Below are 16,377 nucleotides of genomic sequence, written 5' to 3' on the forward strand. Positions count from 1 at the left end.
CAGTTTGTTTTTAGTTATATAAAATAGACTTGTGAGTAAAAGAAGGATTAACTCCGTTGATCCTGCAAAGCGACGCTTTGAAAATACAAAAAAACACAAAACAAAAAAGCAAGCTTTATGTTTTGCTTGCTTTTTGTATTTATTCGTGGGGAGAGCAGGATTCGAACCTGCGAAGACGTAGTCAGCAGATTTACAGTCTGCCCTCGTTGGCCGCTTGAGTATCTCCCCAAAACCGAGTACAAATATATTATAGTTTTTAAATTATTTTACTAAAAACACTCACTTTTTTAATCTTAAAACACAAAAAACTCATAATGATATATTTAGTTTTTCATTATGAGTTTTTAATAGTAATTTAAAAGTTCTCGATACAATTTTTTTTTCAAAAAAAATCACTCGAACTGACTATGTTCAGATTTTTTGGATTCTAATCCAATCCTCCTCTACGTTCTGGCGAACGTGGTTCTGGCCAAATACGTTGTTCTCCTGTTCTAGAATCTACTGGTAAAACAATTTTTTCTGTTGAAGTTCTGTTTGGATCTTCGCAGGCCATGTACACCAAAATAGCTGTTAAAATAGCATTGCTTCTTACATCGTCAAACACAATTTTATCGTAGGTATCTCTGTTGGTATGCCACGTATAATTCCAATAAGACCAACTTAAAGAACTTAAATTAAAAGCTGGTGCACCTGCTGCTAAAAACGAAGCATTATCAGAGCCTCCTCCACTTGGAGAACCAGGAAAATGGGTTTCAATATGTTGGGTAATGTCTTTTGGAACGGCTTCTAACCATCTAGATAAATACTCGTAAGAATGTAAAAATCCGGCTCCTGAAAGATTCACCACACGTCCTGTACCGTTATCCTGATTGAACATGGCTTGCGTGTTGTTTACAATCTCTGGATGATCTTCCACAAACGCTCTAGACCCATTTAATCCTTGCTCCTCACTTCCCCAATGTCCAACTAAAATAGTACGCTTTGGGTTTGGATATACTTTTTTAAGGATACGCATAGCTTCCATCATCACTAAGGTTCCTGTGCCATTATCTGTGGCTCCTGTGCCTCCATCCCAAGAATCGAAATGTGCTGAAAGTACCACATACTCATCTGGTTTCTCAGAACCTTTTATTTCTGCAATGGTATTATAGGTTGGTGCAACACCTAAATCTTTAGATTCCGCTACAATCTTAACCACAGGTTTGTTACCATACTCTACCAATCTGTATAACATGGTATAATCTTCCAACTCCATATCTACCGTTGGAATGTTTTTCGTTCTCGAACTGAATATCTTATTTGAGCCAAAAGCTTTGGACCAATAAGATGAAATGATTCCAGCTGCTCCAGCTTCTTCTAAGGCTTGACTAATTTCGCGTCTGCCATAACCTGTACGTTCCATGTTTTCTCGCCATTCTTTTTCTAAAGAGTCTCTTTCTTTCTTCATTTTTTCGAAAGACTCTTCAGTTGCAAATTCTTCCCAGTTATAATCTGGACGACCTGTAGGTTGATACATAGACGTCATTACAAATTTGCCTTTTACACTTTTCATCCAGCTTTGAAATGCTAAAGAATCTTTTATGGTTGGGATAGTTACTACTTGAGCAGTTACACCTTTTGGTCCAGTACTAGGGTTCCATGCTAACTGCATGCCATCTAAAGTTTGCACTCGTGGCTCTAGCATGTCAATATGTGTGATGCCTCTTTCCCAAGCTTTCCATTCTCCCCATTGTTCATTTCTTGCTGAAATGCCCCATTTGGTATATTTAGCTACAGCCCAATCGTTAGCTTGTTGCATTTGTGGCGTCCCAACTAATCGTGGTCCAATAACATCTAATAATTCGTGAGCTAGAATCTCTAATTGCGAATTGTTTGTGGCTTCGTCAATAATGTTTTTTACTACTGGATCTTGCTCTTGTGCTTGAAAACTGTAATTTGTAAGTAGAAGGACAGATACTAAGAATAATTTGAAAATCTTTTTCATATCTAATTGGTTTGGTTTAATTTTTTAGTTAAACAAAATACAAATTATTCTACAATAAATCCATTTCAAATTGAAATGGTTTTGCGTTAAGGATGGAAGCAGTGGATTGAGCTCTTTTTGTGACTATAGCCACAAAAAAGCGAGTGCTGAAAGCCTGACTTTTGGGTTAATAAACCCAAAAGAAACGCCATAATTTTAAAGCGAATAAATAGCTCTAACTGTAAGGTATCTTGGCTGAATAAAATATTCTGTTGTGCTTACCGAAATATTACTTGTGTTACTTTGACTTTGCGATTGGGTGTTTAACAGGTTAGTTGCTTTAAGTTCAAATTCCCATTTGGCATCTTTATCTTTCCTGTATGCTAAGGATGCGTCCCAGAAATCGAAGGTGTTTATGGTTCTGTCTTCATCGCTAAAATTATTATAAGCATAAGATGTTCTAAAAGTTACACTGTCCCAAATTAATGCATCGAATTCAATACTTGGCGCTTTGGTATAAAACTTACTTCTACCTGAGCCTTGGTCGTTATCTTGAATGGTGTATCGATATGCTACTTCTACATTTGGAGCTTTTTTAAAGTTGGTTCTTAATTCGGCTCCATAGATTTGCGAATAGTTTTCGTTTACAGAAGGTGTGTTTTGAATAAACTGATTAAATTTTGTATAAGTGAAATTCCCATTTAAAGTTCCTCTAAACTTCCCAAAAGACCTTTGAAATTTACCACTTGCAGAAAGTGACTCGTCTGCATAACTAGAATTAAAAGGCGAACTTTCTCTAATAACACTTTCGAAATTGGTGATATTTCTAATTTGATCGATGCTTTTTCTATAATTTACATTAGCAAATACATTGGTATAATTAAACATATTAAAACTAAAATAGGTTAGATTAACATTGTGTGCCGTTGCATTTTCCAGTTCTGGATTTCCATAGAAATACGAATTGTAATTATTCATTACATAGCCACGAGCAAAATTTGTAACATCTGTAAATTGTGTCTGCATGGTATAATTGAAGATTAACTGTTCACTTTTTTTCAATTGAATTCTAGCATCGAAATCTGGTAAGATTCTAAAGAAATTATCTTTATACTTGTCTCCAAATTGCGTGTTATTGACATGATAGGCATGTGCTGAAAGTCCTGGAGTAAGTGTGAATTTACCTAGTTTTACAGTGTAATGAAGTCCCAAATACAAGTCTGTAAAATTGTAGCTAATATCATTTGTTGCCAAGCCATTATTTTCTGTTGGTGTTGGATAAAATTCTGAACCATCATCTAAAAATTGAAATAATTCAGACGTAAATTTTTGATTGCTATATATGGTTCCTAATGTAACATTGATATTACTCTTATTATTTAACACATTCCAATAATCTATTTTTCCATCTAACTGATTTGATTTAACACGCTTATCTTGAGCTACATTGTAATTTGATTGTGTGGTATCATAACCAATAACATCTGCAACAGTATTGTAGTTGTCTTTATCTTCCAATATGGCGTTATAAAAAGGGTCTTCGTCTTGAATTAAGGATTGTATTTCTAATGAAAAAATATTGCTTTCGTCTAAGGTATAATAATAATTAAGGCTTTGTTTAACACTAAATGGACTGGATTCTTCATTAATATCTGTATTCCCTAAAACTGAAGAAAACACATTTTGTTCTTGCGATTCTTTTGAAAATCGTCCCAACACATCATAATCTAACTGATTGTTACTATTAGGCTTGTTTTTAACACTAAGTTTAACCAAACCTAAATCACTTCGTTGTATGGTATTACTTTGGGTTGTCTCGTCAGGAATACCTAATTCTGGGTCAGTATAAACAATTTCATCGTATTCTTGTAATTCGTTTTTACTATTTGAATAGATGGCAAAACCACTAATATCTAGTGTTTCTTTAGGTGAATAACTAAAATTGGTTGCACCAAAATTAGAGACAATGCTTTTGGCTCTATTATTTTGAAGCGTTAAAAAACCCAAATCGTTATTACCTAAATCGATACTTGTACCACTTTTACGACTTGGCATTCTAAAACCTCCGGAAAAATTAAAATAATCTCTACGTGTAAAAGCCAATTCACCAATATTATTCATGTCACCAATAACATTGATGCTTAATTTTGGACTGTAATAAAAGAGTTTAGGCTGAACTAAATACAAACCTTCATCGGTTGTTGCACCTCCTCCAGCTGTGACTGTACCAAACCAAAAGTTTTCTTTCCCTTCTTTAAGTTTAATATTAATAGCCACATTGTCTTGATTGTTTGTCACAGAACTTAACTGACTTATTTCTGAATAATTTTTTAAAACTTGAACCTTATCAACTGCATTCGATGGAATATTTTTGGAAGCTAATTTAGAGTCGCCATCAAAGAAATCTTTTCCATCGACCATAACTTTAGACACTTTTTTCCCTTCAACTTCTATTTCGCCATCATCATTTATTTCAACTCCTGGCAATTTTTTAAGTACATCTTCTAGTTTCCTTTCGGTACCATCTTTAAAAGAATCTGCATTGTAAACAATGGTGTCTCCTTTTATAGTTACAGGCATTTCGTAAGTAAGTTCTACTTCATCTAAAGCATTATCGTTTTGAAGCATAAAGTCTTTTGAAATATTTTCGGTGGTAGTTTCAATAAGTTCATCGGCCGATTTCATCCCAATATAACTCACTTGAATTTTATATTTTGAATTGTTTTCTAGAGTTAGTTTGTATCTACCAATATCGTTAGTAATGCCATAAGCATCCATATTATTGGTTTCCTGATTTATGGCTACTATATTGGCTAGTTCTAAGGGGTTCCCAATGCTATCTTTAACGATACCTTCAATTTTTACTTGGGCAAAAGTAGAACAAACCACTAATATAAAAAGTAGCGTTATTTTATTCTTCATTTAGAATATTTTGATTGATTTTTAAATAGTTAGAAATTAATGACCTCTACCTGTTCAATGTCCTCCACGTCCTCTTCCTCCATACATTTCTCGCATCTCTTCAATTTTCTTTTTCATGATGTCGTTATATTCTTCTTGAGTAACTTCCTTTCCTTTTTCTGGTTTTTTAATGTCTTCTTTATCTTCAGGATTTAATACAATTTTAGAACATAAAATAGTTGTTCTATCGGCATGTACTTCAAGTATCAATCCTGGCAAACCCCAATATTCACCAGGACCTTGGTTTACTGGAATTTGCATGGTGTACCAAGCTGTAACTTCAATAGTTTCTGGCACCTCTATTTCATCCATAACATCTTTTGTTTTAGTGCTATCTGTCTCTTTTTTAGATGCATCATCATTATTTTTTCTTCTCATGCTTCTAAAATCCATAGCATCCACCTTTTTTGTAGCAGTTGCTTTAAAACAAGCATATTGCCCAATTTGTTTAGTTTCTCCACTCATCTTCCATTCAAATTTTGGAAGCGAATCTTTAATTAAAAACTGCTTTCCAAAAAATTCTTGTTCCTGAAGTAACACATTCTCTTTTACATCTTTGTATTGTGCACCACCTGTAAAGTTTCCCATCATCATTCTAAATCCACTACTTTGGCCTGGAGTATCTAGCTTTTCTTCTTCTTTATAGGTCGACTCTGTTTTATTAAAAACTAAGAAATACGTTTTTTCAAGCATGCTTTTCATGCGCTCAGCAATTTGCTTTTTTTGTTCTTCGCTCATGTCTCCTCTTCCAAAATTATCCATATCTATGGTTGTTTTAGATAAGTACGTGGCTTTCCCTTGAAAATCTTGTTGCGAAAAAGAAAAAGATGTAGTTAAAACAAATATGAATACAGTAATTGCTTTAAAATGGTGAGATCTAAAATTCATTATATTAGTTGTCAGTATATTAAACTTTTAGTTAAGACTCTAAAAGTAGCATTTAGTTTAAAAGATTCATTTAAAATTTTCTTAAATAATTTAATTATAGCTTTTGAATTATAGAATTTAAACTAATAACTAATTGGAATTTCGTACTTTTCAATTCGCAAATGAAAACATTTATATTCTTCATATTTTTTGTCTCTTTTTCTACATTTGGTCAAGAATCAATAGAAACTACTTTTGTTTCTAAAACACCTTTTGATGCTGAATCTATAGTTGGCATTGATAATTTTGGAACTGTTTATTTTATAAAACACAATACCTTATTTAAACTTGAAGAAAACAGAAACTATTCTTATAGCAATGTACAATATGGTAAAATTACGACCGCTAATAGTTTTAATCCATTAAAAATCACCATGTTTTACGAAGATTTTAATACAGCAATAATATTAGATAACCGATTTGCTGAAATAATTAAAATAGATTTTAACATGCTAGATGTCTATAGAAATGTGTCTTTTGTTTCAACAGCAAATGATAATGCATTGTGGTTATTTAATCAAGATAATCAGCAATTAGAATTATTTAATTATAAATCTAATAATACCTTAGCAACTACATTACCAACTCAATCTGAAGCTTTAGATTTAATAAGCAATTATAATTATTGCTGGATATTAACCGAAAAATTTCTTTATAAATATAACTACTTTGGAAGTTTAGTTTATAAAGTTAAAAATGAAGGGTTTACATCAATAATAGAAGATAATGAGCACGTTTATCTTACAAAGGAAAATAACCTTTATTATTTTAACGAAACAGAACAAGTATTTCAATTTATTAAAACTCCAGAATTGTTAACAAAACAGTTTTTAGTAACCAATGAAACCTTGTATATTTACGATTCAAAAAATTTACACAAATTCCAACTAAATAAATAAAAACTTATGCATGTTGCAATAGCCGGAAACATTGGTGCTGGGAAAACCACACTTACAAATTTACTTGCTAAACACTATAGATGGGAATCTCAATTAGAAGATGTTGTAGATAATCCATATCTAGACGATTTTTACAACCAAATGGAACGTTGGAGTTTTAATTTGCAAGTGTATTTTTTAAATAGTAGGTTTCGTCAAGTAGCTCAAATTAGAGAGAGTGGAAAAGACATCATACAAGACAGAACCATTTATGAAGACGCTCATATTTTTGCGCCAAATCTTCATGCTATGGGATTAATGACAAATAGAGATTTTGAAAACTACAAATCGTTGTTCGATTTAATGGAATCTTTTGTTCAAGGTCCAGATTTATTAATCTATTTACGCAGTTCAATTTCTAATCTGGTATCTCAAATACATAAAAGAGGTCGTGATTACGAAAACTCTATTAGCATTGATTATTTAAGTAGATTGAATGAACGTTATGAAGCTTGGATACATGGTTACAATAAAGGAAACTTATTAATTATTGATGTAGATAATTTAGATTTTGTTGCTAATCCTGAAGACTTAGGAAGCATTATAAATAGAATTGACGCTGAGATTAACGGATTGTTTTAATCTCTATTTATTATAATAAAAAAGCCACGCAATGCGTGGCTTTTTTATTTCAATTATTTAAAACTCATTTATTTTATAATCTCTTCTTCTAGTTCTAGCTCAGTAACATTAGATTTCACTTTAATAGCCGAAGCACCTTCTTTTAATCCTTCCACTTTAGCTTTAACTTCTTCTAAAGTACCAGTAATTACTCTTTCATCTACAGTAGTTTCACCATTTTCAATAGTCGTTGTACTAACTACAGCTTTAGCTATATCATCGTTTTCAACTTCCATTTCAACGTAAACTTTCTTAAGTACTTCAGTTTTTTCAATTACTTCATTTAAAGCAACTCCGTCTTCAACAGCATGACCTCCTAATATTGGTGCAATTACTAAACCAATTAAACAGGTTAATTTAATCAAGATGTTCATTGATGGTCCAGAAGTATCTTTAAATGGATCACCAACAGTATCTCCAGTTACTGCAGCTTTATGAGCTTCAGAACCTTTATAAGTCATTTCTCCGTTAATCATTACACCAGCTTCAAAAGATTTTTTAGCGTTATCCCAAGCTCCACCAGCATTGTTTTGGAAAATGGCCCAAAGCACACCAGAAACTGTAACACCAGCCATATAACCACCTAACATTTCAGCAATTGCCATATTATTCATTCCAAAAATCATTGGAACAAAAGCAATGACTAAAGGAAATCCGATAGTTAATAAACCTGGCAACATCATTTCTTTTAAAGATGCTTCCGTAGAAATAGCCACACATTTATCGTATTGTGGTTTCCCAGTTCCTTCCATAATTCCAGGAATCTCTCTAAACTGACGACGCACTTCTTCTACCATTTCCATAGCAGCTTTTCCTACAGCATTCATTGCTAAAGCAGAAAATACTACTGGTACCATTCCACCAACAAATAACATGGCTAAAACAGGTGCTTTAAAGATGTTTATTCCATCGATACCTGTAAAGGTTACATAGGCAGCAAATAATGCTAACGATGTTAAAGCTGCAGAAGCAATAGCAAATCCTTTTCCTGTTGCAGCAGTAGTATTACCTACTGAATCTAATATATCTGTACGTTCTCTAACAATTGGCTCTTGTTCGCTCATTTCAGCAATACCACCAGCATTATCTGAGATTGGTCCAAAAGCATCAATAGCTAACTGCATAGCAGTTGTTGCCATCATAGCTGAAGCAGCTAAAGCCACACCATAAAATCCAGCAAATGCATATGAAGCCCAAATAGCTCCAGCAAACAATAATACAGATGGAAATGTAGAAATCATACCTGTTGCTAAACCAGCAATAATATTTGTTCCAGCTCCTGTACTTGACTGTTGTACAATATTTAATATTGGTTTTTTACCTAAACCTGTATAATATTCAGTTACCGAAGAAATAACTGCTCCAACAACCAACCCAACTAAAGTGGCATAGAATACACGCATTGAAGAAATTTCTTGCAATCCTTCTCCAAAGAAATTCATTTTCATAGTTTCTGGTAACATCCAAGTTACTAAAGCAAAACATGAGATAGCAACTAAACCAATAGATGTCCAGTTACCAACATTTAAAGCTCCCATAACTTGAGCCTCTTTAGCATCGTTATTTTTAATTTTCACTAACATGGTACCAATGACAGAAATAATAATTCCAGCACCTGCAATTGCCATAGGTAATAAGATTGGTCCAATACCTCCAAAGGCATCGTCAATCATGCCACCCATATCTTTAATAACATAGTTTCCAAGAACCATTGCAGCTAATACAGTTGCAACATAAGAACCAAATAAATCGGCTCCCATTCCAGCAACATCACCAACGTTATCTCCAACGTTATCTGCAATAGTAGCTGGATTTCTTGGATCGTCTTCTGGAATACCAGCTTCAACTTTACCAACTAAATCGGCTCCAACATCAGCAGCTTTTGTATAAATACCTCCACCAACACGAGCAAATAAGGCAATAGATTCAGCTCCTAAAGAGAAACCAGCTAATGTTTCAAGAACAATAGTCATATCCATGGTGTTTGTCCATGAACTATCCATAAAGAACCAGAAGAAAATTATGAAGAATAAAGTTAAACCTAAAACGGCTAAACCAGCAACTCCAAGTCCCATGACTGTTCCACCACCAAAAGAAATTTTAAGTGCATTTGGTAAACTAGTTCTTGCAGCTTGTGTTGTTCTTACATTTGTTTTTGTTGCTATTTTCATTCCAATATTTCCAGCGAAAGCAGAAAAGAATGCCCCAAAAATAAAGGCAACTACTATAAGCCAATGTGTTGTAGGTACTATAAAAGATACTGCTGTTAAAGCAACACTTACTATTACTACAAAGATTGCTAATAGTCTATATTCAGCATTTAAGAATGCCAAAGCACCTTCGTAAATATGATCTGAAATTTCTTTCATTTTTCCATCTCCTGCATCTTGTTTCATAACCCAAGATTTCTTTACGATCATATAAATTAATCCTAAAAGTGCCATTGCAATTGGCATATAAATCATCATTGATTCCATATTATTTTATTGTTTGTTTAGTTTTTAGCAGCGCAAATGTAACAAAATCGGTTTACATTTAAAAACCCTTCTACATGTAATGCAAAAGGGTTTTTAAGTTATTCGATAAAGGGTTCTTTTAAATAGTAAAATCTCCTTTTAGTTTATGGTCGCTATTTTCGTAACGAGCCACACATTTATTAAGGATGTCGTAAGCTTCTACTGCATTTCCCCAACCTCCAACATCGACTCTCTTTTTTTCTAAGTCTTTATACACTTGAAAGAAGTGTTCTATTTCTTTAATTTGATGTGGATTCATATCAGATAAATCGTTCAAACTATTCCAGATTGGATCTGAAACTGGAACACAAATTACTTTTTCGTCTGGTCCTTTTTCATCAGCCATGTGGAACACGCCTATTGGTTTTACCTCAACCACACACATTGGGAAGGTTGGTTCTCCACCCATTACCAAAACATCTAATGGGTCTCCATCTAAGGCTAAGGTTTCAGGAATAAAGCCATAATCTGCTGGATACATCATAGATGAAAACAACATTCTGTCGAAACGTATTTTCTTTAATTCGAAATCGTATTCGTATTTATTTCTACTCCCTTTTGGTATTTCAATCAATACATCGAACGTTAATTTCCCTTTACTTGTCATCTTAAATTTTTTTAGGACTGCAAAGGTACGTAAGTGTTTGGGTTTGGGCAACTAAAATGGATTTGAGTTTGTTGTTTTTTTGGTTAACTTAGTTTAATAGAGATTAAAGTCATTTAAATCAGGTTTTAGTATAGCAATTCCACACATATGAAAAAAACCCTTTCTACAATAATTTTTGCTTTAGTTTGTACTTCAATCTTTTGGAATTGTAAACAAGAAACATCTCTGTCTGAAACGGAATTTGAACAAATTGTATTTTACGAGATGTTTCCTACTATTTTAGACTCTATCTATTATGATAATCGATTGATGCCTCCTCCACCTCCTCCAGAATTTTTTGAAAATTACAACAATAATAGGGACAATGATTACACGAAAGCTATCGAAGAATGGAAAAAAACAAATGAATATAAAAAAGGAATATATGACTGGGAATTGAAAAAAGATTCAATTCAGCGAGATTCTACTTTTGTATATTTGATAGTACAAGACTCCTTAACACAATATGAAGAAAATGACAAATCGGAATTGATTAAACATTTTGCATTAAAATCAATGGAGGTAGATTCTCTTAATTTATCAACTGGATTTAAAATTGATTTATCAAAATTAAAACCAAATAATAAAATAGTAAAGTTCAAATATCAATCCAAATTTCCTAAAGGACGTAAATTTTGGCAGTCTAAATATGATTTTAACATTATAGCTTCCATAGGGTTTTCAAGAATTTTATTTGACAAAACAAAAAAATTTGGAGTTATAAATGCTGGTTACACAATGGCTCCTTTAAACGGTTACGGAGTAAGAATTTTTATTAAAAAAAGTATTGAAGGCAAATGGGTCATAGATAAAATAATAAACACTTGGATATCATAAAAATTCGTTTTAGAAACTGAGTAAACCAAGCAATTTTAAGCTAATTGAAAAAACAATCTTGAAACAAGTTGGTGAAATTTTCACCTTAAAGGAAGTCTCTTCTTAAATTCCTAATATCAATCTGTTAAAATAAATATCTTCTTTCAAAATTTTTATATCTTGCTGTATCAATCAAAATAAAACCAACCTTCTCAGCATGAAACACTTATTAATCCTTCTCGTGTCACTTTTCAGTTTTTCAACATTAATAGCTCAAACACAGCCTTGGCAAGGAAAATTTGAACCTATAGACAACATGATTTCTCCACCAAATACCTATAGAACTGCAAGTGGAGCTCCTGGAAAAGACTATTGGCAACAAAGAGCCGATTATAAAATAAAAGTTGAATTAGACGAAAAAAACAATGTGTTATCTGGTGAAGAAACCATTACATATTATAATAATTCTCCAGACGACTTAAATTATATCTGGATACAGTTAGAACAAAACGTTAACAAAAAAGGAAACGAAGATTTTGGTGAGGTCTTTGGTAGTGTTCAAGATTCTATAAGCTCGAGGCAAATGCAGTTTTTAACAAGAGCAGTAGAATTTCCTGCTGGATATACTATAAAATATATTAAGGATACTGCTGGCAAAGACATGACCTCTTATGTAAATAATACCATGATGAAAGTCATGCTTAACCAACCTTTAAAATCTGGTTCTAACATAAGTTTTTCTTTAGCTTGGTCTTATCCAATTACAGACAGAAGTATGTTCTTACTTTCTAGAGAAGGCTATGAATATTTCCCTGAAGATAATAATACAGTCTACTTACTTGGACATTGGTTTCCTAGAATGGCTGTTTATAATGATACCGAAGGTTGGCAGAATCAACAATTTCAGCGTTTAGGTGAATTTGCACTAGAATTTGGAGATTATGAAGTTGAAATAACGGTTCCTGAAGATCACATAGTAGCATCTACTGGAGAATTACAAAATTCTGAAACCGTTTTAACTAAAGACCAGAGAAAGAGAATGCTTGAAGCTAGACAATCCTTCGATAAACCTGTATTGATTATTACTCCAGAAGAAGCTACTAAAAACGAAAAAACAAAAGCGACTAAATTAAAAACCTGGAAATTTCATGCTAAAAATGTTCGTGATGTAGCTTTTGCAACTTCTCGAAAATTTATTTGGGATGCGCAAGCACATCAATTTTCAGATCATGTTACTATGGCTATGTCTTACTATCCAAAAGAAGGCTTACCTGTTTGGAGTGAAGAGTCTACTAAAGCCATCGTAGCTGCCTTGGAAGTGTATTCTGAAGCAACTTTCGAATATCCTTATCCTGTAGCAATTTCTGTAAACACATCGAATATTGGAATTGAATACCCAATGATTAGTTTTAATGGTGGACGACCAAAAGATGGCAAAATAAGCGACAGAGCCAAAGCTGGTATGATTGGAACCATTATACATGAAGTTGGGCACAATTGGTTTCCTATGATTGTGAGTTCGGACGAAAGAAAATGGATGTGGATGGACGAAGGTTTAAACACCTATTTACACCAAAGGACAGTTGCTGAAAAATATCCTGATTTTCATAGCTCCACACCTAAAGACATTGTACCATTTATGAGTGGCGACCAAAATATTTTAAGACCAATCATGACCACATCAGACAATGAATTATTAATGCAATTTGGTGCTAATTTTTATCAGAAACCCACTGTTGGACTACAAATGCTAAGAGAGTCTATTATTGGCCCTGAACTTTTTGACCAGGCATTTAAAGAATATGCCAACCGTTGGAAATACAAGCATCCAAATCCTGCAGATTTGTTTAGAACCCTTGAAGATGCCACAGCAACAGACTTAGATTGGTTTTTTAGAGGTTGGTTTTTTACTACAGATAAAGTAGATATGGAACTTTCAAGTGTGAAATGGTTTAAAGTGTATGAAGACGATTTGAATATTGAAGACCAACATAAAAAAACAACCTTTAAAATTGAAGGGGAAAGCACTGAAACTATTGCAGCCGATTTTTCTGGAGGTCCAGAAGTTATAACTATGACTCCAACCTCAGAGAATAGCTATGGAGGTTTTTTATCAAGACTTGATGAGCCTGAAGTTAGAAAACAATTATCTGGTAAGAATATTTACGAATTAACCATTAAGAACATTGGTGGATTGGTAATGCCATTAACAATAGAATGGGTTTATATAGATGGCACAAAAGAAATTGACAAATTACCTGCTGAAGTTTGGCGTTTAAATGAATATGAAATAAGCAAAACATTCATAAAAGAAAAAGAGGTAGCAGAAATAAATTTAGATCCTAATTTTGAATTTGCCGATACAGATATGAAAAATAATAGTTTTCCAAAAGTTGAATCAGCTTCAGATTTTGATGCTTTTAAAGAAAAAAGCAAGAATTAGAGTTTAGAATCTAAATCCGAAATTAATAGATACTCCAAAATCTCTGGCTCCTGGATTATCAAAATAATTTCCTCTAAAGTTAAAATCTATTCTCATGAGTTTGAATATATTTCCAACACCAACGCTGTATTCGTAATAAATTTCTTTGTTTGGAGCCAACAAAGGAATATTTGTAGGACTGCTTAATGCTATATTACTGTCAGATAAATCTCCCCAAACACCACGAATTCCAACAATTTCACGCCAATTTAATTTTCTTAAAAAAGGAATTCTTGAAAAGAACTTACCATTAAAATTGTGTTCTAAAAACAAAGCCACATAGGTGTCTGTGACAAACTCGTAATAATCTAATTGAGCAAAAGACTTGTAAAATGAAAAATACGACTGATTTCCAGGAACTATACTTAACAATCCAAGAGGTACATCTCCAAAAGTCTTTCCTGCTTCAAAAGTAGATTTAAGCTGACCAAGTCCACCAATTTGCCATGGTTGAATATAAGAAAACTGCACTTTCGTATAATCAAAATCGCTATTAAAAAAATCTTTTGTGCCTACACTAAATTGAGTAAATAACGATGCATAATCATCATTGGCATTCAATCTTTCAACACCATGTCCAGTCATTTTTCTTTGTGGATAATAGTTTACTGAAAAGGTACTTTCAAACTGTTGTATTTCAGACGAAATACCTGTTGGAGATTCTGGATCTACATAATCTAAACTAAATGATGATGAAGCTGAAGATAAAGTTCGATAACTTCCGCCAACTCTAATTACCACATTCTGCCATGGCTCCATTTCTATAGCTAAAGCCCCTAAATTAATATTAGTAAGTTTATCATTTGGTGCTACAGAAAACACATCGTTGGAAGCTAAGCTTCTTCCTAAAACATCTGTAGAGCTTGTTAAATTAGCTCCTATTTGCTCGATATCTCGCCTATGACCTGCAGAAATAATTAATCTATTTTCTTTGTTGATTAACCACTTAGCAGAAAGCCCATATTTAAACTTATTATCTTTAAATCCATAAGCTAAAAATCCTTGAGCTCGCCATAAATCATTTTGACCGAAATAGGTTCTTGCGCCTGCTCTCATTCTTAAACCTTCTACATCATTATATCCAAAAGTTGATGAAATAGGTCCTATATCTATATTCCATTTATCAATTTCTATAAATCCTGAAGATAAAATAGAGCCCAAATTATAAAGTCTTTTAAATTTACTAACTGTTTTTAAGGTATCTAGCATTTTGTAAACACCTTTTTCGTCTTTAGATAAGGCTTCCATTCTATTTTCATCCCAAAACGCATCATCTCTATTATAAGCATCCTTATTGTAATCGAAAACTTCTTTTTTATAAAACCCTTCTTTCTTTACTTTATTAAATTCATAGTTATTATAAAGTGTGGTACGCTTGCCATAAATACCTCGTGATTCTTCCTTTTTGTTTAATGTAAAATCAGACATAAAATAGTCGCGTTTTACTAAAAACACGGAATCGTTTAATACTTCAAACTCTTGTTCAATATAAATGTCTTTTACCCAATTTATATTAGCACTCTTTGAGGCATGCATATTAATATCCTTAATTGCAAAGGTGGTATCTGCAACCCAAAAATCTCCTTTAAATGTTAATTCGTTTTTACGCCTTGGATAATATATAATATTATAGCACCACTTATTATCAATAAAGGCACTATCTGCAAGCACATAGTTATAAGTATTTATTCCAGTTCTAGAAATGGGACTTACGAAACTTTTATCGAAAAATTTTAAGTAATTATCATAGACATCGTATTCTGAATATAAATCTTTTACAAAATCTATAATGGCTTGGTTATTTTCAAATCCAGAATTTTTATTTCCTTTTATTTCTACCTTTTCTTTCTTTAAAATATTATCTCCATACACTTTTGCAGCTTCTTCATTAATAAAAAATGGGAGATACGTTTTTCCTGTTACTCTTGAAGTGTCTACATGCTCAAAAACAAACTCCATGCCTTTAAACAGTTTACCGTTTATTAAAGCACTATCAATAGTATTAATATCAAACTCTACCTTTTCGTATCTATCGTAATTATATTGTTTAAACTGTCTTAATCCATTTTTCCGTTTACGCTCCCATATTTTTTGTAAAATAACAATGGCTGGATTTTCTGAGGCTTTTTTTGATTGTTTTCCTGCAATAATTAAAACTTCGTTAAGTGCAGCAGCTTCTTCTTTTATAGTGAATTTAAGCTCGTAATTTACCTTTTTATTTAAAGGATACTCTATGGTTTCGTATCCAACAAAAGAGACAATTAATGTATTCCATGTATCTGAAGATTCTAAATAAAATTTTCCGTTTTCGTCTGTAATAGTTCCTTGTGAAGAATTTTTAAAAATGATATTAGCATAAGCTACTGGCTCATTGTTTTCATCGAAAACATGACCACTAACTTTTGTTTGAGAAAACAATAAGCCAATGCCAAAGAAAAAAAATAAAACTAGTAACTTAAACTTCATATTAACAAAAAACTTCATCAACAATATTGCCAATGAAGTCA

At 32.6% G+C, this 16,377-nt stretch carries 10 protein-coding genes and 1 tRNA gene; 4 read left to right on the forward strand and 7 right to left on the reverse strand.

The features are described 5' to 3' along the window. Positions 1-146: 146 nt before the first annotated feature. From FVF61_RS04155 to FVF61_RS04170, 4 genes are all read right to left on the reverse strand, one after another. Positions 147-228 (reverse strand) — tRNA-Tyr (locus FVF61_RS04155). Between the two features lie 199 nt (positions 229-427). After that, positions 428-1,984 (reverse strand): M20/M25/M40 family metallo-hydrolase, encoded by a 1,557-nt coding sequence (locus FVF61_RS04160; protein WP_148453678.1) that lies wholly within the window; start codon positions 1,982-1,984, stop codon positions 428-430. Positions 1,985-2,179: 195 nt separating this feature from the next. Then, complete coding sequence (locus tag FVF61_RS04165) at positions 2,180-4,885, reverse strand: TonB-dependent receptor (RefSeq protein WP_148453680.1); 2,706 nt, start codon at positions 4,883-4,885, stop codon at positions 2,180-2,182. Between the two features lie 54 nt (positions 4,886-4,939). Continuing rightward, positions 4,940-5,812 (reverse strand): GLPGLI family protein, encoded by an 873-nt coding sequence (locus tag FVF61_RS04170; protein ID WP_148453682.1) that lies wholly within the window; start codon positions 5,810-5,812, stop codon positions 4,940-4,942. A 161-nt stretch (positions 5,813-5,973) separates the two neighbouring features. On the opposite strand from FVF61_RS04170, the gene FVF61_RS04175 reads away from it, so the two are divergent. Together FVF61_RS04175 and FVF61_RS04180 are read left to right on the forward strand one after the other, a co-directional pair. Further along, complete coding sequence (locus FVF61_RS04175; protein ID WP_148453684.1) at positions 5,974-6,750, forward strand: hypothetical protein; 777 nt, start codon at positions 5,974-5,976, stop codon at positions 6,748-6,750. Positions 6,751-6,756: 6 nt separating this feature from the next. Further along, positions 6,757-7,371: a deoxynucleoside kinase gene (locus FVF61_RS04180; protein WP_148453686.1), complete on the forward strand. Its 615-nt coding sequence runs from the start codon at positions 6,757-6,759 to the stop codon at positions 7,369-7,371. 68 nt (positions 7,372-7,439) lie between these two features. On the opposite strand, the gene FVF61_RS04185 is transcribed toward FVF61_RS04180, so the two are convergent. After that, a complete protein-coding gene (locus FVF61_RS04185) occupies positions 7,440-9,887 on the reverse strand; it encodes a sodium-translocating pyrophosphatase (protein WP_148453688.1) in 2,448 nt (815 codons plus the stop codon). 118 nt (positions 9,888-10,005) lie between these two features. Further along, positions 10,006-10,533, reverse strand: coding sequence for an inorganic diphosphatase (locus FVF61_RS04190; protein WP_148453690.1), 528 nt, complete (start codon positions 10,531-10,533; stop codon positions 10,006-10,008). Between the two features lie 147 nt (positions 10,534-10,680). Between FVF61_RS04190 and FVF61_RS04195 the strand changes: the two genes are divergently transcribed. Both FVF61_RS04195 and FVF61_RS04200 read left to right on the forward strand, forming a co-directional pair. Continuing rightward, positions 10,681-11,409: a hypothetical protein gene (locus FVF61_RS04195; RefSeq protein WP_148453692.1), complete on the forward strand. Its 729-nt coding sequence runs from the start codon at positions 10,681-10,683 to the stop codon at positions 11,407-11,409. 196 nt (positions 11,410-11,605) lie between these two features. Then, complete coding sequence (locus FVF61_RS04200) at positions 11,606-13,831, forward strand: M1 family metallopeptidase (RefSeq protein WP_148453694.1); 2,226 nt, start codon at positions 11,606-11,608, stop codon at positions 13,829-13,831. A 3-nt stretch (positions 13,832-13,834) separates the two neighbouring features. Here the strand turns inward: FVF61_RS04200 and FVF61_RS04205 are convergent, their stop codons facing one another. After that, on the reverse strand, positions 13,835-16,336 hold the full coding sequence (locus tag FVF61_RS04205; protein WP_148453696.1) for a DUF5686 and carboxypeptidase-like regulatory domain-containing protein: 2,502 nt from the start codon (positions 16,334-16,336) through the stop codon (positions 13,835-13,837). Positions 16,337-16,377 lie beyond the last annotated feature (41 nt).

The organism is Xanthomarina maritima, assembly GCF_008084905.1.
GTDB lineage: Bacteria > Bacteroidota > Bacteroidia > Flavobacteriales > Flavobacteriaceae > Xanthomarina > Xanthomarina maritima.

Excerpts from the sequence above, each read along its gene's own strand:
- FVF61_RS04160 (WP_148453678.1), bottom strand. The coding sequence starts at position 1,984 with ATGAAAAAGATTTTCAAATTATTCTTAGTATCTGTCCTTCTACTTACA.
- FVF61_RS04165 (WP_148453680.1), bottom strand. The coding sequence starts at position 4,885 with ATGAAGAATAAAATAACGCTACTTTTTATATTAGTGGTTTGTTCTACT.
- FVF61_RS04170 (WP_148453682.1), bottom strand. The coding sequence starts at position 5,812 with ATGAATTTTAGATCTCACCATTTTAAAGCAATTACTGTATTCATATTT.
- FVF61_RS04175 (WP_148453684.1), top strand. The coding sequence starts at position 5,974 with ATGAAAACATTTATATTCTTCATATTTTTTGTCTCTTTTTCTACATTT.
- FVF61_RS04180 (WP_148453686.1), top strand. The coding sequence starts at position 6,757 with ATGCATGTTGCAATAGCCGGAAACATTGGTGCTGGGAAAACCACACTT.
- FVF61_RS04185 (WP_148453688.1), bottom strand. The coding sequence starts at position 9,887 with ATGGAATCAATGATGATTTATATGCCAATTGCAATGGCACTTTTAGGA.
- FVF61_RS04190 (WP_148453690.1), bottom strand. The coding sequence starts at position 10,533 with ATGACAAGTAAAGGGAAATTAACGTTCGATGTATTGATTGAAATACCA.
- FVF61_RS04195 (WP_148453692.1), top strand. The coding sequence starts at position 10,681 with ATGAAAAAAACCCTTTCTACAATAATTTTTGCTTTAGTTTGTACTTCA.
- FVF61_RS04200 (WP_148453694.1), top strand. The coding sequence starts at position 11,606 with ATGAAACACTTATTAATCCTTCTCGTGTCACTTTTCAGTTTTTCAACA.
- FVF61_RS04205 (WP_148453696.1), bottom strand. The coding sequence starts at position 16,336 with ATGAAGTTTAAGTTACTAGTTTTATTTTTTTTCTTTGGCATTGGCTTA.